Origin of the sequence: Pseudomonas sp. CFBP2511 (assembly GCF_030209255.1) — a bacterium.
In the GTDB taxonomy this organism is placed as follows: domain Bacteria; phylum Pseudomonadota; class Gammaproteobacteria; order Pseudomonadales; family Pseudomonadaceae; genus Aquipseudomonas; species Aquipseudomonas avellanae.
In genome coordinates this window covers 9,320-29,256 of record NZ_JARVSI010000015.1, presented here as the reverse complement: position 1 = coordinate 29,256, position 19,937 = coordinate 9,320, and the positions used below count along the sequence as shown (strand labels likewise).

At 64.3% G+C, this 19,937-nt stretch carries 3 protein-coding genes (1 of these 3 cut by a window edge); all 3 read left to right on the top strand.

The annotated features are described in order from the left end of the window. Tightly spaced (each overlapping or abutting the next), the 3 genes in view from QRN38_RS12160 to macA form a layout consistent with a single transcriptional unit that may run on beyond the window. Positions 1 to 1,003, top strand: partial view of a non-ribosomal peptide synthetase gene (locus QRN38_RS12160; protein ID WP_057418359.1) — the final stretch only. 8,504 nt of this gene lie to the left of the window's left edge; the window shows 1,003 of its 9,507 coding nt (coding positions 8,505-9,507); the start codon falls outside the window, past its left edge; its stop codon occupies positions 1,001 to 1,003. Beyond that, positions 1,000 to 18,789 (top strand): non-ribosomal peptide synthetase, encoded by a 17,790-nt coding sequence (locus tag QRN38_RS12155; protein WP_057418360.1) that lies wholly within the window; start codon positions 1,000 to 1,002, stop codon positions 18,787 to 18,789. Before QRN38_RS12160 ends, QRN38_RS12155 begins: the two co-directional genes overlap by 4 nt. Further along, positions 18,786 to 19,937 carry a macrolide transporter subunit MacA gene (gene macA / locus QRN38_RS12150; protein WP_010216538.1) on the top strand — a complete coding sequence of 384 codons (1,152 nt, stop codon included), beginning with the start codon at positions 18,786 to 18,788 and terminating at the stop codon, positions 19,935 to 19,937. Before QRN38_RS12155 ends, macA begins: the two co-directional genes overlap by 4 nt.

Here is a 19,937-nt window from a genome sequence, read left to right as displayed (position 1 = left end):
GCCGCAAAGCCGCGATTGCCACAGCCTGACCGACATTGTTTGCGGCGGTGGCGAATTGACCGTCGCGCTGGCCGAACAGTTACGCCAGCGGCTGCCGCAGGTGCGCCTGCATAACGTCTATGGCCCGACCGAAACCACGGTGGATTGCAGCGTCTGGACACTGGAGCCTCATCAGCCCGTGCCAGGCAGCGTGTTGCCCATCGGTCGGCCGATCAGCAACACCCGCATGTATGTGCTCGATGCGCAAGACCAGCCCGTGCCGCAAGGGGTGAGCGGTCAGTTGCACATTGGCGGGGCCGGTGTGACACGCGGTTACCTGAACCTGCCGCAGGCGGATGCCGAGCGCTTCATCGACAGCCCTTTTGTGAGTGGCGACCGCTTATACCGCAGTGGCGATCTGGTGCGTCAGCGGGCGGACGGCCTGCTGGAGTTTCTGGGGCGCAACGACGATCAGGTGAAAATCCACGGCCTGCGTATCGAGCCGGGTGATATTCAGGCCTGCCTGACCGCCCACCCAGACATTCAACAGGCCGTGGTGCTGGTGCGTGATGAGCCGCCGGGCGGCCAGCGACTGGTTGCCTATTACACCGGCACGCTGCTGCCCATCGAGACCTTGCGCGAGCTGTTGCGCGCGCAACTGCCCGATTACATGGTGCCGGCCCTTTATGTGCACCTGCACGAGATGCCGCTGGCCCCCAACGGCAAGCTGGATCGCAAGGCCTTGCCTGCACCGGGCGTCGACGCGCTGCTGACCCGGCCTTACGAAGCCCCGCAAGGCGAGACAGAAACCCTCTTGGCCAACCTCTGGGCCGACCTGCTCGGCGTGGAGCAGGTCGGGCGGCACGACAACTTTTTCGAACTGGGCGGCCACTCGCTGCTGGCGGTAAGCCTGACGGCGCGCTTGCGCCAGGAAGGCATCGAGGCCGATGTCCGGGCGCTCTTCGAACAACCTACGCTGGCGGGCTACGCAGCCATCACAGAAAACATGGAGATTATCCTGTGAGCATCAACGAACTTCTGGCAACACTCAAAGCTCACGATATCCAGCTGACGGTCAAGGATGGACAACTGGTGGTGCAGGGCAATCGCCGTGCCTTGAGCGACAACGGCTTGCTGGACCATTTGCGCGCCCACAAGCCAGCGCTGATCGAACTCATCGAACAGGGCGATTACCGCAGTGGCAAACGCGGGGCGCTGGTATTGCCGGCCAATGGCATCGTGCCGGGCTGCGAGCGGATCACGCCCGGGATGCTGACGCTGGTCGAGCTTGACCAGGTCGCGATTGATCGTCTGCTCGATCTGATACCGGGAGGGGCTGCCAATGTGCAGGACCTTTATCCGCTGGCGCCCTTGCAGCAGGGCATTTTGTATCACCACGTGACCGCCACTCAGGGCGATCCGTATGTCATGCAGGTGCAGTTCGCTTTTTCCGATCAGCCACGTCTGGAGGCGTTCGCCCAGGCATTGCAAACGGTCATCAATCGCCACGACATCCTGCGCACCTCCGTGCATTGGGACGGGCTGGACACCCCGGTGCAGGTGGTCTGGCGTCACGCTGAACTGAAGGTCGACAGCGTATCGACTGGCGCAGGCGTCACGATGGACCTGGGCCAGGCGCCGTTGATGCGTCTGGTCTGTCATGAATCCGCGCCTGCGGACGGTCATGGGGTGAAGGCCACGCTGCTGTTCCACCACATCGCGATGGACCACAGCGCCCTTGAAGTGGTGCGGCATGAAATACAGGCCTGCCTGCTCGGCCAGGCCAACGCGCTGGGTGTGCCGGTGCCGTTTCGCAACTACGTGGGGCAGGCGCTGCTGGGTGTCAGCGAAGAAGAACACGAAACGTTTTTCCGCGAGATGCTCGCCGACCTCGACGAGCCGACGCTGGCTTATGGCCTGCAAGACCTGAGCGGCGACGGCGATGACCTTGAAGAGCACAGCATTACGCTTGACCTGCTGCTGTGCCAGCGTTTGCGCGCCCAGGCGCGAACCCTCGGGGTCAGCGTCGCCAGCCTGTTCCATCTGGGCTGGGCACAGGTGCTGGCAGGCCTGACCGGGCAGCCGCGCGTGGTGTTCGGCACCGTACTGATGGGCCGCCTGCTGGGCGCCGAGGCCACGGAGCGGGCGCTGGGCATTTTCATTAACACATTGCCGTTGCGTCTCGATCTGGACAACCAGGACGTGCGGGGTGCGGTGCGCACCACCCACCAGCGCCTGACCGCCCTGATGCGCCACGAACATGCACCGCTGGCGCTGGCCCAGCGTTGCAGCGGCGTACAAGCGCCGACGCCGCTGTTCAACGCCTTGCTCAATTATCGCCACAGCGCACCGGCGCAGGCATCCGGCGAAACCTGGCAGGGCATTGAAGTGCTGCAGGCGCAGGAGCGCAGCAACTACCCGCTGGTGCTGAGCGTCGATGACTTGGGCGAGGCGTTCGGCTTCACTGCGCAAACGTCCGCGGGCATCGAGCCGCAACGCATATGCGCCTACCTGCAACGGGCGATGGAAAGCGTGATTGATGCGCTTGAGCAGACGCCGCAGATGCCGGTCGCGCAGCTTGATATCGTGCCCGCCAGTGAGCGTACGCAATTGCTGCAGGGCTTCAACGACCACCATGCCGAGTACCAACGCGCACTGACCCTCCAGCAGCGCATCGAACAACAGGCCCAGGCGCGCCCGGACGCCATCGCCGCGCAAGTGGGCGAGCACTGCCTGAGCTACGCCGAGCTGAACCAGCGCGCCAACGCCCTTGCGCATCACCTGATCAGCCTCGGCGTACGCCCGGACGACCGCGTGGCGGTGGTCGCCCGGCGGGGTCTGGAGACACTGGTCAGCCTGCTGGCGGTGCTCAAATCCGGTGCTGGCTACGTGCCCATCGACCCGGCGCACCCTGACGAGCGTGTGGCCTACCTGCTGACCGACAGCGCGCCAGTGGCGGTACTGACGCAACCGGCATTGCTGCCCCGTCTTGAAGGGCTCAGCCTGCCAGGGCCCAAGGCACTGCTGATCGATCTTGAACGCTCGGACTGGCCAGCAAAAACGGGCAACCCACAGCTCGCCGACTTGACGTCAAGCCATCTGGCCTATGTGATCTACACCTCCGGCTCGACCGGGCAGCCCAAGGGCGTGATGGTCGAACACCGCACGCTGAACAACCTGATCGACTGGCACTGCGAGGCGTTTGATTTGCGTGCCGGCAGGAATACCGCCAGCGTGGCGGGGTTTGGCTTCGACGCGATGGCCTGGGAAGTCTGGCCAGCCCTGTGTGCCGGGGCCACGTTGCATCTGCCGCCGGCTGACATCGGCAACGAACAGCTTGATGCGCTGCTCGACTGGTGGCTGGCGCAGCCGCTGCAGGTCGCGTTCCTGCCGACCCCGGTCGCGGAATACGCATTCAGCCGTGACCTGCGTCACCCGACGTTGCGCACGCTGCTGATCGGCGGCGATCGTCTGCGTCAGTTTCATCGCGATCCGGGCTTTGCCGTGATCAACAACTATGGCCCGACCGAAACCACCGTGGTCGCCACCTCAGGCCGTTTACTGCCCGATGGCAGCCTGGACATCGGCAAACCGATCGCCAACACCTCGGTGTACCTGCTGGACAGCAAGCACAAGCTGGTCCCGTTCGGGGTGGCCGGCGAGTTGTACATCGGCGGCGAGAGTGTTGCGCGTGGCTACCTGAACCAGCCGCAACTGACCGCCGAGCGCTTTCTGCGCGATCCGTTTGCCGAGCAGCCTCAAGCCCGTATGTACCGCACCGGCGATCTGGCGCGCTGGAACCCGGACGGCACCCTGGAATACCTGGGTCGTAACGACGATCAGGTAAAGATTCGTGGCGTGCGCATCGAACTGGGTGAAATCGAAAGCCAGTTCAGCCAGCTTACGGGCATCGAAGAAGCGCTGGTGCTGGCGCGCGAAGATGAGCCAGGCCAGCCGCGTCTGGTCGGTTACTTCACCGAACGCGCAGACGCTACACCCTCCCGCCTGGATGACCTGCGCACGGCACTGGCCGCCCGATTGCCCGCTTACATGGTGCCCGGCGCACTGGTGCGGCTAGACAGCTGGCCATTGACGGCCAACGGCAAGGTCGATCGCCGGGCCCTGCCGGTGCCTGACCGCAGCGCGTTGTCCACCGGGGAATACCAGGCACCGCAAGGTGATCTGGAAAACGCACTGGCCGCCATCTGGAGCGAATTGCTGCAGGTCGAGCGGGTAGGGCGTCAGGACCGCTTTTTTGAACTGGGCGGCCATTCGCTGCTGGCCATGCGCATGGTGTCTCAGGTGCGCCAGCGTCTCTCGCTTGAACTGACACTGGGCGACCTGTTCGCCGACAGCGCGTTGAGCGCCGTGGCCCAGTGCCTGGCCGCCGCTGCGCGAAGCCAGTTGCCGGCCATCGATGTGCAGCCGCGCAATGGCCCGGTACCGTTGTCGTCTGCGCAACAGCGCATCTGGTTCATGGCGCAGATGGAAGACGCCAACAGCGCCTACAACATTTCGTTGGGCCTTAAACTGACCGGCCCGCTGGACAGCCGTGCCTTGAAACGTGCACTGGAGCGCATCGTGGCCCGTCACGACAGCCTGCGCAGCCGCTTCAGCCAGGAAGACGATATCGCCTGGGTGCAGGCGGCGCCCATCACTTCAGTGCCGGACATCTGCTGGCAGGATTTGCGTGGTCACGGCGCCGATGCCTTGCGCGCGGTAGCCCAGGAAGAAGCCGCGCAGCCCTTCGATCTGCGCCACGACCTGCCTGTTCGCGGTCGTCTGCTGTGCCTGGCCGAAGAACGCCACGTACTGTTGCTGACCGTGCACCATATCGTTGCCGACGGCTGGTCGCTGGGTGTACTGACCCGTGAACTGACCGCGCTGTATCAGGCGTTCAGCCAAGGGCTGGCTGATCCGCTGCCCCCGCTGGCGCTGCAATATGGCGATTACGCTGTGTGGCAACGCACCTGGCTGGACGCCGAACGCTTGAGCCATCAGGCTGATTACTGGCAGCAGGCGCTGACGGGCGCGCCGGTGTTGCTGACATTACCGACCGACCGACCACGTCCTGCGCATCAGGACTACTCCGGGGCCAGCGCCGCGCTGACTCTGGATGCGCGCCTGAGCACTGACATCAGAACGTTCTGCCAGGCCCAGTCGGTGACACCGTTCATGCTGTTCATGGGGGCTTGGGCGGTATTACTGTCGCGGTTGTCCGGCCAGGAAGAGGTCGTTGTCGGCATGCCGGTGGCCAACCGTCGTCGCGCCGAAATCGAAGGCTTGATCGGCCTGTTCGTCAATACCCTGGCCGTGCGTGTGGACACGTCCGGCGAGCCGGATGCCGTGACGCTGCTGGCGCGCATCAAGGCCCGCGTGGTGGCAGCGCAGGACCATCAGGACCTGCCTTTCGAGCAAGTGGTGGAGCGCCTGCGGCCGCCGCGCAGCCTGGCGCACAGCCCGTTATTCCAGGCATCACTGACCTGGGATGGCAGTCAGGGCCTGGACTTGCAACTGGGCGATCTGCAACTGGAACCGCTGGATGAGCAGGCGGCTTTCGCAAAGTTCGACCTGGCGCTCAGCGTCGGCGACAGCACCGAACATTTCCGCTGCATCGTGGAATACGCCACCGCGCTGTTTGACCGCAGCACCGTCGAGCGCTATCTGGGTTATCTGGAGGCGATACTGCGTGGCATGGTCGCTGATGGCCAGACGGTGGTGAACCACATTGCGCTGTTGTCGGAGGCCGAGCGTCGGCAGTTGACCAAGGGCTTCAATGCACCCGACGTGGTTTACCCGCAAGGGCAGACCCTGCACAGCCAGTTTGAAGCGCAGGTGCAGCGCACGCCAGATGCGATTGCCGTGAGCTTTGCAGACCAATCGTGGAGCTACGCGACGCTTAACGCCCAGGCCAACAAAATCGCGCATCGCCTGATTGGCCTGGGCATCGGTGAGGATGACCGTGTCGCCATCTGCACGCATCGTGGCCTGGAAATGATCGCGGGCCTGCTGGGGATTCTCAAGGCCGGTGCCGCCTACGTGCCACTGGACCCGGCTTACCCTCTGGAGCGCATTGCCTACACCCTCGGCGACAGCGCGCCGGTAGCGTTGCTGAGCCAGCGGTCAGTGCAGGCCGCCTTGCCGGTGTCGCAAGTGCCGGTGATCAGCCTCGACGATGCCGGTTTGCAGGACGAATCCGAGCGTAATCCGCAGGTGTCGGTCAAGCCCACGAGCCTGGCGTATGTGATCTACACCTCCGGCTCCACCGGCCTGCCCAAGGGGGTGATGATCGAACACCGCAATGTTGCGCGGCTGTTCTCGGCCACCGAAGACTGGTTCGGTTTCAACGAACAGGACGTCTGGTCGCTGTTCCACTCGTTTGCCTTCGACTTCTCGGTCTGGGAAATCTGGGGCGCGTTGCTGCACGGCGGGCGTTTGTTGATCGTGCCGCAACTGGTCAGCCGCTCGCCTGAAGACTTCTACGCGCTGCTGTGCAGCGCCGGGGTGACGGTGCTCAACCAGACGCCGAGTGCGTTTCGCCAGCTGATTGCTGCCCAGGGCGAGAATCCGCAGGCGCATTCGCTGCGCCAGGTGATTTTCGGCGGTGAAGCGCTGGAAACAGCGATGCTCAAGCCGTGGTACGCCCGCAACGTGAACGCCGCCACCCAACTGGTCAACATGTACGGCATCACCGAAACCACCGTGCACGTGACCTATTACCCGGTGCAGCCCGAAGACGCCCAGCGTGTCGGCGCCAGCCCGATCGGCAAGCGCATTGCCGATTTGCAACTGTATGTCCTCGACACCCGCGGCGAGCCGGTGCCGCTCGGTGTGGTCGGCGAGCTGTATGTCGGTGGTGCCGGAGTGGCACGCGGCTACCTGAACCGTGAAGCACTGACCGCCGAACGGTTCCTCGATAACCCGTTCAGCCACGCCGCAGATGCGCGCATTTACCGGACCGGTGACCTGGCGCGCTGGATGGCCGACGGCAGCCTGGAATACCTGGGCCGTAACGACGAGCAAGTCAAGATTCGCGGTTTCCGTATCGAGCTGGGTGAGATCGCGTCTCGCCTGAATGATCATCCACAGGTTCTCGACGCTGTGGTCGTGGCGCGCGAGGATGTGCCCGGAGACAAGCGTCTGGTGGGCTATTACACCTGCGCTGAAGACCAGACCGGGCTGGATATCGAGCAGTTGCGCGCCTGGCTGTCGGGGTTGCTGCCTGATTACATGGTGCCTGCGGCCTTTGTCCGGCTTGCCGGCCTGCCGATAACGGCGAACGGCAAACTGGACCGCAAAAGCCTGCCAGCACCGGATCGTGACAGCCTCGCCAGCCGGGCTTATGAAGCGCCGCACGGCGCGGTCGAAATCGCCCTCGCCAGCCTCTGGGCGGAGCTGCTGCAAGTAGAGCAGGTCGGTCGGCAGGATAATTTCTTTGAACTGGGCGGTCATTCGCTGCTCGCCGTGACCCTGATTGCGCGCATGCGCCGTCTGGACATGAGGGCGGACATTCGCGTTCTTTTCGTTCAGCCAACGCTGGCCGCGCTGGCTGAGGCAGTTGGTCGCGACAGCGAAATCCAGGTGCCGGCCAACCTGATCGATGCGCACTGCCAGCACATCACCCCCGAACTGCTGCCTTTGGTAGCGCTGGATCAGGCGGCCATTGACCGCATCGTCGCGCAGGTACCGGGCGGGGCCGCCAATGTGCAGGATATCTATCCGCTGGGCCCCTTGCAGACCGGTATTCTTTATCACCACCTGACAGCCGGGGACCGCGATCCCTACCTGTTGCAGCCGCAATTCGCGTTCGCCGACGCGTCGCGTCTGGACGCTTTTTGCCAAGCCTTGCAGCGGGTGATCGAGCGCAACGACATTCTGCGCACCGCGTTGTGCTGGGAAGGCCTGCAAGCGCCGGTTCAGGTGGTCTGGCGTCAGGCCCCGCTGCGCATTCAAGAGACGCCCTTGCCAGAGCTTTTCAATGCGCCGCGCATGGAGCTGACGCAGGCGCCGCTGCTGCATCTGGTTTATGCCCATGACCCGGACAACCAGAGGATCACCGCGGTGCTGCGTTACCACCATGTGATCATGGATCACATCGCTCTTGACGTCTTGAGCCACGAGTTACAGGCCATACTGCTGGGCAACGAAGCCGGGCTCGCCGCCCCCGTGCCGTACCGCAACTATATCGCCCACGTCCTGCAAGGGCCTGGCGATGACGCCCATGAAGCGTTCTTCCGCGAGCAACTGGGCGATGTCGATGAGCCGACCTTGCCATACGGTCTGGCAATGACCTCCGCCGAGCAGATTCCTGGTGAGGCCCGGCTCAAACTGGACAGCGCCCTGTGCAGTCAGGTGCGCGATCAGGCCAGGCAGTTGAGTGTCAGCGCCGCCACCTTGATGCACCTGGCCTGGGCCCAGGTGCTGGGGCAATTGTCCGGGCGCGACAGCGTGGTGTTCGGCACCGTGCTGCTTGGGCGCCTGCGCGGCGGTGAAGGCTGTGAGCGCGCTCTGGGTGTGTTTATCAATACCTTGCCGCTGCGCATGGACCTGGCCGGGCATAGCGCGCGCAGTGCGGTGCTCGATCTGCACGGGCGTCTGGTCGGCATGCTCGCCCACGAGCATGCTCAGTTGGCGCTGGTCCAGCGCTGTAGCGCCTTGCCAACGGGCGCGCCGTTGTTCAATACGCTGCTCAATTACCGCCACAGCGCGGTGTCGCAGGTCGATGACCCGGCGAGCAGCGCTGCATGGCAAGGCATTGCGGTCATCCACGCAGAAGAGCGCAGCAACTACCCGCTGACCGTGTGTATCGATGACTTCGGCGATGATTTCGGCCTGACGGTCCAGGCGGCACCGGGTATTGATCCACAACGGATCTGCGCTTATCTGCAACAGGCCCTTGTGCATCTGGTGCAGGCACTGCAGCAGCCACCGAAAACCGCCCTGATCGAATCGTCGGTGCTGCCGGAGGCTGAGCACGAGCAACTGCTGACCACGTTCAACGATACCCACCGTGAATACCCCCGCGAGTTGCCCGTGCACCGCCTGTTCGAGCGTCGCGCGGCACTTCATCCGCAGGCCATTGCGGCCGTGCATGGCCGTCGTTCGCTGACGTACGGCGAGTTGAACGAACGCGCCAACCACCTTGCGCATTACCTGCTGGGGCAGGGCGTACGGCCTGATGAGCATGTGGCGATTCTGCTGCCACGCTCGCTGGAACTGCTGATCAGCCAGTTGGCGATCGGCAAATGCGCGGCAACCTATGTACCGCTGGATGTCAATGCACCCGCCGAAAGACAGCAGTACATGCTTGGCGACTGCCAGGCGAAATGCGTGTTGACGCAGAGCGCCATGTCGATTGCCACGTCGGTGCAGCGCATCGATCTGGACCAGTTGAATCTGGACGACCAGCCCGCGCATGATCCTGGCTTGCCGCAAGGCGCGGACACAGCGGCTTACGTCATGTACACCTCGGGCTCCACCGGGGCACCAAAAGGTGTGCGCGTCGGCCATCGCGGCATCGTCCGGCTGGTGTTGAACAACGGTTATGCCGAGTTCAACGAACAGGACAGCATCGCGTTTGCGTCCAACCCGGCGTTTGATGCCAGCACCATGGAAGTCTGGGGTGCCTTGCTGAACGGCGGGCAGTTGGTTGTGATCGAACACACCACGCTGATCGACCCGGCGCGCTTCAGCGCAGCCTTGCGGCACGGCAACGTCAGCGTGCTGTTTCTCACTACGGCGCTGTTCAACCAGTACGTGCAAATGATCCCCGAAGCGCTCGGCGGCTTGCGGGTGCTGATTTCAGGTGGCGAACGCGCTGACCCTGTCAGCTTTCGGGCAATGCTGGCCCAGGCGCCGGGCCTGCATTTGTTGAACGGTTACGGCCCGACCGAGACCACTACCTTCGCGACTGCTTACGATGTTCGGGCGCTGGCAAGCAGCGCCGAATCAGTGCCTATCGGCCGACCCATTGGCAACACTCGGGTTTACGTGCTGAACGCTCAGCAACGCCTCGCGCCGCTGGGTGTGATCGGCGAGCTGTACATCGGTGGCGACGGCGTTGCACTGGGGTATCTGAACCGCCCGGAGCTGACCGTCGAGAAGTTTATTGCCGACCCTTTCAGCGATCAGCCCGGCGCCATGATGTACCGCACGGGCGATCTGGGGCGCTGGCTGGAAGACGGGCAACTGGAGTGCCTGGGGCGCAACGACGATCAGGTCAAGATCCGTGGTTTTCGTATCGAACTGGGCGAAATCGTCAATTGCCTGCACCAATTGCCGGGGATCAGGGAGGCGGTGGTGCTGGCCCGCGAAGACGAACCGGGCAATGTGCGCCTGGTCGCCTATTTCACCAGCCAACAAGACGTCGAAGCACCCGCGCCGGAACAGATGCGTGCGCACATGCAGGCCAACCTGCCGGATTACATGGTCCCGGTGGCCTTCATCGAGCTGACCGCGCTGCCGCTGACCGCCAATGGCAAGCTGGACAGCCGCGCATTGCCTGAACCGGACCACTCGTCGCTGCTGGGGCTTGCCTACGAACCACCGCAGGGTGACATTGAAATCGCCCTGGCGCAGATCTGGGCCGAAGTGTTGCAGGTCGAGCGGGTCGGCCGCCACGATCACTTTTTCGACATGGGCGGGCATTCCCTGCTGGCCATGCGCATGGTTTCTCAGGTTCGCCAGCAACTGGGCATGGAATTGCCACTGGGTGAACTCTTTGCGCTGGGTGAACTGGCAGCCGTTGCTGCCGCGCTGGCCGGTGCCGGACGCAGCGAGCTGTCGCTGATCCTGCCTGCGCCGCGTGACCAGTCGTTGCCGCTGTCGTTTGCCCAGCAACGCCTGTGGTTCCTGGCCCAGCTCGAAGGCGGCAGCGAGGCGTACAACATCTCGCTGGCCCTGAGCCTGCGTGGCCCGCTGGATGTGAACGCGCTGACCGCCGCGCTGGCGCGGATCGTCGAGCGCCACGAAACCCTGCGCAGCCGCTTTATTGCCTGCGAAGAGGGCGCCGAGGTGTTTTTTGCCGAGTTGCCTGGCAGCTCGCTGCTGCACGTCGAAGACCTGCGCCTTTGCCCGGAAACGCTGGCCGAACGCGTGGTGAGCGAGGCCGCAACACCTTTCGACCTGACGCGCGGACCGCTGATACGTGGCAGCCTGTTGCAACTGGAGGACGAACGTCACGTGTTGCTGCTGACCGTGCACCACATCGTCGCCGACGGCTGGTCGATGGGCGTGCTGACCCGCGAACTGCTGGCGCTGTACCCGGCCTTGCGCCACGGCAAAGCCGATCCGTTGCCCGCGCTGGCCATTCAGTACGCAGACTATGCGGTCTGGCAGCAAAGCTGGATGAGCGGCGAACGCCTGCAACACCAGGCCGCCTACTGGCGCCAGACGCTGGACGGCGCGCCGACGCTATTGACCCTGCCAACCGATCGGCCACGCCCGGCGCAACAGGATTTTGCCGGTGCCAGCCTGGCGGTCCGCCTGAACAGCCAACTGACCGCAGGCTTGCGTGCACTGGCGCAGCGCCAGGGTGTGACGCTGTACATGACCTTGATGACTGCCTGGGGAGCGCTGCTGGCGCGTCTTTCCGGGCAGGCCGAAGTGGTTATCGGCAGCCCGATTGCAGGGCGGGGTCGTGCTGAACTGGAAGGGCTGATCGGGCTTTTCGTCAATACCCTGGCCGTACGCATCGACACCTCGTCCGCCGCGACCGGTGAAGCCTTGCTGGCCCAGGTCAGAACCCGGGTGCTGGAGGCTCAGGATCACCAGGACCTGCCGTTCGAGCAGGTGGTGGAAATCGTTCGCCCGGCACGCAGCCTGGCGCACGCGCCGCTGTTCCAGACCACGCTCAACTGGCTGGCCGGGGACAGTTCACTGCCGCAGATGGATGGACTGTCGCTGGCCTTGGTCGAGCAGAGCGCTCAAACCTCCAAATTCGACCTGTCGCTGAACCTCGGCGAGCACGGCGATGCGCTGGTCGGCACGCTGGATTACGCAACAGCACTGTTCGATGACACCACCGTGCAGCGCTATTGCGGTTATTTCGAGCAGTTGTTGCAGGCACTGGTGAATGACCAGCAGACGGTGCTCGCACAAGTTCCGCTGGTGGGCAGGCAGGAGCGCCAGTACCTGGTTGAGACGCTTAACCCCACCGGCCTGAGCTTTTCGCAAAACCAGACCGTGCATGGCTTGATAGAGGCTCAGGCAACCCGTTTACCTACAGCGATTGCGGCGCAGGTCGGCGAGCAGTCGCTGAGTTATGCCGAGCTGAAGCGCCAGGCCAACAGCCTTGCTCATTATCTGATCAGCCTGGGCGTGCGCCCGGATGAGCGTATTGCAGTGGTGGCGCGTCGCGGGCTGGACACGCTCGTGGGCCTGCTGGCGGTGCTCAAGGCCGGGGCCTGCTATGTGCCGGTGGATCCGGCGCATCCGGGCGAACGCATTGCCTACCTGCTGAGCGACAGCGCGCCGGTTGCGGTGCTGGCGCAACAGACCTTCATCGAGCGTCTGCCCGCGCTGGGCGTGCCGGTGATCGCGCTGGATCGGCCGCACTGGCCCGAGCAGGCGCACAACCCCGTCGTGGCAGGGCTGACCGCCAAAGATCTGGCCTATGTGATCTACACCTCGGGCTCGACCGGGCAACCGAAAGGCGTGATGGTTGAACATCGCACCCTGGAGAACCTGGTGCATTGGCATTGCCAGGCATTCGACCTGCACGCAGGCAGCCACACCGCCAGTGTTGCCGGCTTCGGGTTTGACGCGATGGCCTGGGAAGTCTGGCCAGCGCTGTGCGCGGGGGCAACCTTGCACGTGCCACCGGCAGAGATTGGCAACGAACAGCTCGACGCACTGCTCGACTGGTGGCTGGCGCAACCGCTGCAGGTCGCGTTCCTGCCGACCCCGGTCGCCGAATATGCCTTCAGCCGCCAGTTGCGTCATCCGACCCTGCGCACGCTGCTGATCGGCGGCGACCGGCTGCGGCAGTTTCATCGCGAGCCGGGCTTTGCCGTGATCAATAACTACGGCCCGACCGAGGCCACGGTGGTCGCCACCTCGGGACGTTTGCTGCCCGACGGCAGCCTCGATATCGGCAAGCCGATCGCCAATACCCGTGTGTATCTGCTGGACGAGCAACAGCAACTGGTGCCGCTGGGCGTCGCCGGTGAGTTGTACATCGGCGGCGAGGGCGTGGCGCGCGGTTACCTGAACCAGCCGCAATTGACTGCCGAGCGCTTCCTGCTCGATCCTTTCTCCGAGCAACCGCAGGCGCGCATGTACCGCACGGGCGATCTGGCGCGCTGGAACGCCGATGGCACGCTGGATTACCTGGGGCGTAACGACGATCAGGTGAAGATTCGCGGTGTGCGCATCGAGCTGGGCGAAATCGAGGCGCAACTGGCGCAGTTGCCGGGCATCGAAGAAGCGCTGGTCATGGCCCGCGAAGACGAGCCGGGCCAATCGCGTCTGGTGGCGTACTTCATCGAACGTGCCGACAGCGCCACGGTGGCAGCGGCGCAGCTGCGCAGCGACATGCTCGCCCGTCTGCCGGGGTACATGGTGCCCAGCGCCTTTGTGCGCCTGGATGCCTGGCCGTTGACCGCCAATGGCAAAGTGGACCGCCGCGCCTTGCCGGCGCCGGATCGCGAGGCCTTGCCCGGACGCGACTACGAGCCGCCGCAAGGCGAACTGGAAACCGCGCTGGCCGAGATCTGGAGCGACCTGTTGCAGGTCGGGCAGGTGGGGCGGCACGATCACTTTTTCGAACTGGGCGGGCATTCGCTGCTGGCCGTCACCCTGATTGCGCGCATGCGTCGCCGGGGCATGGACGCCGATGTGCGCGTGCTGTTCGCTCAGCCGACCCTCGCCGCCCTGGCCAGCGCGATTGGCAGCGGCAGCCAGGTGAAGATTCCGGCCAACCTGATTGGCGCGGATTGCACCTCGATCACGCCGGACCTGTTGCCACTGGTCAAGCTGGATCAGTCAGGCATTGATCGCGTGGTTGCCAGCGTGACCGGCGGCGCGGCCAATATTCAGGACATCTACCCGTTGGGGCCGTTGCAGGCCGGTATTTTCTATCATTACCTGTCGGCCGGCGACGATGATCCCTATCGCCTGCAAGCGCGTTTTGCATTTGCCGACCGCTCGCGGCTGGACGCCTTCTGCCAGGCGCTGCAACAGGTCATCGCCCGTAACGATGTGCTGCGCACCTCGCTGTATTGGGAAGGGCTCGAAACACCTGTGCAAGTGGTGTGGCGCCATGCCCTGTTGCCGGTCATCGAGCTGCCGCTGGCCGCGCTGCACGACCCGGAACCGCTGAACCTGCTAGACGCGCCGCTGCTGCGCCTGGTGCATGCCGAGGACCCGGACAACCAGCGCATTGTCGCCGTGCTGCTGTTCCATCACCTGATCATGGACCACGTCGCGCTCGACCTGTTGAGCCATGAGTTGCAGGCCGTGCTGCTCGATCAGCAGGCGCAACTGCCGGCACCGGTGCCTTACCGCAATTACATCGCGCACACCTTGCTGGGGCCGGGTAACGACGCTCATGAAACGTTCTTCCGCGAGCAACTGGGCGACCTTGAGGAGCCGACCCTGCCTTATGCTCAGGCCACCTTGCCAGGGCCTGAGGTGCCCGGCGAAGCCAGGTTGCGTCTGGATGCCGCGCTGAGCCAGCGCATTCGCAATGAGGTGCGGCAACTGGGCGTCAGCCCGGCGAGCCTGATGCATCTGGCTTGGGCTCAGGTGCTGGGCCGCCTGTCCGGTCGCGACACAGTGGTGTTCGGCACCGTGCTGATCGGTCGGCTGGGTGGTGCTGAAGGCGCGGAGCGCACGCTGGGGGTGTTCATCAACACCTTGCCGCTGCGTATCGACCTTGCCGAGCAGACCGCCCGCGACGCCGTCCTGCAGACCCATCGGCGCCTGACCGGCTTGCTCGCTCACGAACACGCTTCGCTGGCCCTTGCCCAGCGTTGCAGCGCGCTGCCTGCGGGGGCGCCGTTGTTCAGTGCGCTGTTGAATTATCGCCACAGTGCAGCGCCCGGCAGTCATGACGAGGCCGCGAGCACGGCCTGGCAGGGCATCGAACTGTTGCAGACGGCCGAGCGCAGCAGCTATCCGTTGACGCTTAGCGTCGATGATCTGGGCGAGGTGTTCGACCTGACCGCGCTGACCTCGGCGGGCATTGATGCGCGGCGGGTCTGCGCGTATCTGGCCTGCGCCGTGGAGAGCCTGCTGGTTGCGCTGGAGCACGCGCCACTGACGCCGATTCAGGCCTTGAACACGCTGCCGGTAACTGAGCGCAGCGAGCTGCTGCACGGCTTCAATACCGAGTCGAACAGGCCCGAAAGCGCGCTGACTATTCACCAGCGTATTGAGCAGCATGCTCTGCACCAGCCCGATACTGTGGCGGTACAGGTGGGCGATCAGCGCCTGACCTACGGCGAGCTGAATCATCGCGCCAATGCGCTGGCCCATCACCTGATCGGGCTTGGTGTGCGCCCGGACGACCGGGTGGCGGTACTGGCGCGGCGCGGGCTGGAAACACTGTGCGCAATGCTCGCGGTACTCAAAGCCGGAGCCAGCTACGTGCCGGTCGATCCGGCGCACCCGGACGAGCGTATCGGTTACCTGCTGGAAGACAGCGCACCGGTGGTGGTGCTGGCCCAGTTCGACCTGTTGGCGCGGGTACCTGATCTGCATGTGCCGCGGGTTGCGCTTGATCGCCCGGACTGGCTGCAGCGTGATGACACGCCGCACGTGCCAGGCCTGACCGCTGAAAATCTGGCCTACGTGATCTACACCTCAGGGTCTACCGGGCAGCCCAAGGGCGTGATGGTCGAGCACCGCACGCTCAACAATCTGGTGGACTGGCACTGTCAGGCCTTCGACCTGCGCGCCGGCAGCCAAACCGCCAGTGTGGCCGGCTTCGGCTTTGACGCGATGGCCTGGGAGGTCTGGCCTGCATTGTGTGCCGGCGCCGTGCTGCACCTGCCGCCTGCCGATATCGGCAACGAACAGCTTGATCTGCTGCTCGACTGGTGGCTGGCGCAACCGCTGCACGTGGCGTTTTTGCCCACGCCGGTGGCCGAATACGCGTTCAGCCGCGAGCTGCACAACCCGACCCTGCACACCCTGCTGATCGGCGGCGACCGCCTGCGTCATTTCAAACGGGACCCGGGCTTTGCAGTGGTCAACAATTACGGGCCGACGGAAACCACCGTGGTGGCCAGTTCCGGCCTCATGCTGCCGCAAGGGGTGCTGCATATCGGCAAACCGGTTGCCCATGCGCGGCTTTACGTGCTGGACGCGCACAGTCAGCCGGTGCCGCTTGGCGTGCCGGGCGAGTTGTACATCGGCGGTACCGGCGTGGCACGCGGCTACCTGAACCGCCCTGACCTGACCGCCGAGCGCTTCCTCGACGATCCGTTCAGCAACGTGACGGCTGCCAGGATGTACCGCACCGGCGACCTGGTGCGCTGGCTGGCTGACGGCACGCTTGAGTACCTGGGGCGTAACGATGATCAGGTGAAAATCCGTGGTGTGCGCGTCGAGCTGGGCGAAATCGAACAGCAGCTTGCCCAGTGCCCTGGCGTTGCTGAAGCCGTTGTGACCACTCAGCGTCTGGAAGATGGCACTTTGCGGCTGGTGGCCTATTTCACCCGACGCGATGCGGCTCTCGACAGCGCCACATTGCGCTCGCAGTTGCTGGGGCGATTGCCGGAATACATGGTGCCTGCGACCTATGTCGGCCTGGATGCACTGCCGTTGACCCAGAACGGCAAGGTCGACCGCAAGGCCTTGCCGGCACCGGACATGGACGCGCTGGCGACGGCCATCTATCAAGCGCCGTCCAGCGTGCTGGAAGAACGCCTGGCGCAGCTGTGGGCCGAGGTTCTGGAAGTCGGGCGAATCGGCCGACACGACAGCTTCTTCGAACTGGGCGGGCATTCGTTGTCAGCGATCCGTCTGGTCAGCCTGCTGCAAAAGGCCGGGTTGCCGCTGACCCTGGCCGAATTGTTCCAGCACCCGAGCATTGCGGCGCTGGCCGGGCTGCTCGATCAGCGTCCGCTGCCCACCACCGACGCTCAGGAAGTGATCACGGTGCGGGCGGGCGGCAGCGAGCCAGCGTTGTTCCTGATTCACGACTTCACCGGGCTGGATGCGTATTTCCCGGTGCTCGGGCAGCATCTGCAAGGCGACTTCCCGATCTACGGCCTGCCGGGCATCGGGCTGGGCCAGCAGCAGTTGCGCACCCTCGAGTGCCTGGCAGCGCGACTGGTCGAGCGCATTCGACAGGTCCAGCCACGCGGTCCCTACCGGCTGGCGGGTTGGTCATTCGGCGGGGTGCTGGCTTATGAAGTGGCCACGCAATTGCTCGGCATGGACGAGGCCGTTACGTTCCTCGGCCTGATCGACAGCTATGTGCCGCGCCTCACCGATCAGGGCAAAGCGCGCTGGCAAGGGCCGGACCTGCTGGAGCGGCAGCTGCTGTCGCACTGCATCGCGCATTGGCAGGCACAGGACGAAACGGTCTCGACCGCGCTGGCGCGTCTGCACTCACTGGGCGAGCAGGCGGCGTTGCCAGACTTCGAAACCCTATTGCAGCTGTGTCGCGACGAGCAGTTGTTGTACGAAGAACTGGCTCAGGCGGACGACCGGCAATTGCGCCACTATCTGGAGCGCGAAGTGGCACATGGTCATGCGCTGGCTCATTACCAGGTGGAGCCGCTCAGCCTGCCGATCCACCTGTTCTGTGCCGATCAGCGGCCGATGGCACCGTCGGGCGCCAGCGCGACGCTGGGTTGGGCCGAGATCTTGCCCAAAGGCGCGCTGCAGTGCGTCAGCGTACCGGGCGATCACATGAGCATGATGCAGGCTCCCCACGTGAACACCCTCGGCCAGCGTATTGGTCAGGCGTTGCAAGACGCACCTGCCACGGCGCATTCGGCACCGGCTTATCAGTCGCTGCTGGCCATCCAGAGCGGGCGCGATGGGCATGCGCCGTTGTTCTGCGTACCGGGTGCTGGTGACAGCGTCACCAGTTTCATCGGCCTGGCCGAAGCACTGGGGCCGGACTGGCCGATCTATGGCCTGCAACCACGCGGTCTGGACGGCCGCAGCGTTCCGCACAGCCGGGTGGAAGCGGCAGCGCAGAGCCATGTGCTGGCGATTGAGGCGATGTACCCGCAAGGGCCATTGCATCTGGTCGGGCACTCCTTTGGCGGCTGGGCAGCACACGCCATGGCGGTCAAGCTTCAGGCACGTGGCCGCGAGGTCGCGTCGCTGACCCTGATCGACAGCGAAGCGCCCGGCGGTGATGGCTTGAGCAGCAAGCCTTACACCGCCACGGCAGCGCTGGAGCGGCTGATCGAGGCGTTGCAGCTGTCCAGCGGTAAAAGCCTGGAACTCGACCCGCTGACGTTCGCTGATTGCGATGGCGACACCCAATTGCATCTGCTCCAGAGCGCCATGGTGCGCATCGGCCTGTTGCCGCAACGCCTTGCACCGCAGGCGCTGCAAGGCATCGTTCGCACGTTTGCCAGTGCAGTGCGCACTGTTTATCGGCCAGATCCGGGAAGCTACAACGGCAAGGCGAGTCTGGTGCTGGTAGATGATCCGCAACTGGATGCGCTGGACAACCAGCTTGAACAGGCTTCGTCTGCGGCAGGTTGGCAGCAGTTGTTGCCGCAGCTTGCGCTGTGGCAGGGGCCAGGTAATCACTTCAGCGTGCTCAAGGCACCAGACGTCTACAGCCTGGCGGCATGGTGGTACGACGGCCTGACGATCGGCGTGGAGGAAACCCAATGAAACGGCCCGGATTGCGCAAGGCAGGTTGGGGCGGCGCGCTGCTGGCGGTGGCCTGTGCGGTGTTTTACGCCGTCGAAGCGCCGGCCAGAGCACCGGTCTACATCACCGCTCAGGTTGAACGAAGCGACATCGAAAACGCCGTGCTGGCCACCGGGGTGCTGGAGGGCATCAAACAAGTGGACGTCGGCGCTCAGGTGTCTGGGCAGTTGAAGTCACTCAAGGTCAAACTGGGCGACAAGGTCAAGAAGGGCCAGTGGCTGGCCGAGATCGACCCGCTGGTGCTGCGCAACACCCTGCGCCAGGCCGAGGTGGACGAGGAAAAACTGCAGGCCGACCGGCATTCGGCGAAAGCCCAGATGAAACAGGCCGAACGGCTCTACAAACGCTACAAGGATTTACAGACCGATCAGTCGGTATCCCGGCAGGACTTTGAAAATGCCGAATCCGACTACGAGATGCAGCAGGCCAACGTGCGCGCACTGGATGCCCAGATAAAGAGCGCACAGGTGCAGATCGACACGGCGAAGGTCAACCTGGGCTACACGCGAATCATCGCGCCAATCGACGGCGATGTGGTCGGTGTCGTGACTCAGGAAGGCCAGACCGTCATCGCCCAGCAACTGGCGCCGATCCTGCTGAAACTGGCTGATCTGGACACCATGACCATCAAGGCTCAGGTATCGGAAGCCGACGTCATTCACATCGGCGCTGGCCAGGAGGTCTATTTCACGATTCTCGGCGAGGAGAAACGCTATTACGCCAAACTGCGCGGCACCGAGCCCGCGCCACAGGATTATCTGGAAACCGAGAGCAGCGGGGGGGCTTCCCGGCAGAACTCGGCGGTGTTCTACAACGCGCTGTTTGAAGTGCCCAACCTCGACCACCGCCTGCGCATTGCCATGACGGCCCAGGTGCGCATCGTGCTGGGCACCGCCAAAGGTGCCTTGAGTGTGCCGGTGGCCGCACTCGGGCCGCGTAACGCCGACGGTTCTTACGCCGTACGGGTGCTGGATAACAAGGGTTTCGCCGAGCAACGAAACGTTCAGACCGGCATCAACAACAACGTTCAGGTCGAAATAACCGGCGGGCTTGCCGAGGGCGAGCGGGTGGTAATCGGTGATCCGGCATCGGTTGCGGCGGGGGCCTGA

Bases quoted from the DNA above. Each gene is read 5' to 3' on its own strand.
- macA (WP_010216538.1), top strand. From the start codon at position 18,786: ATGAAACGGCCCGGATTGCGCAAGGCAGGTTGGGGCGGCGCGCTGCTG.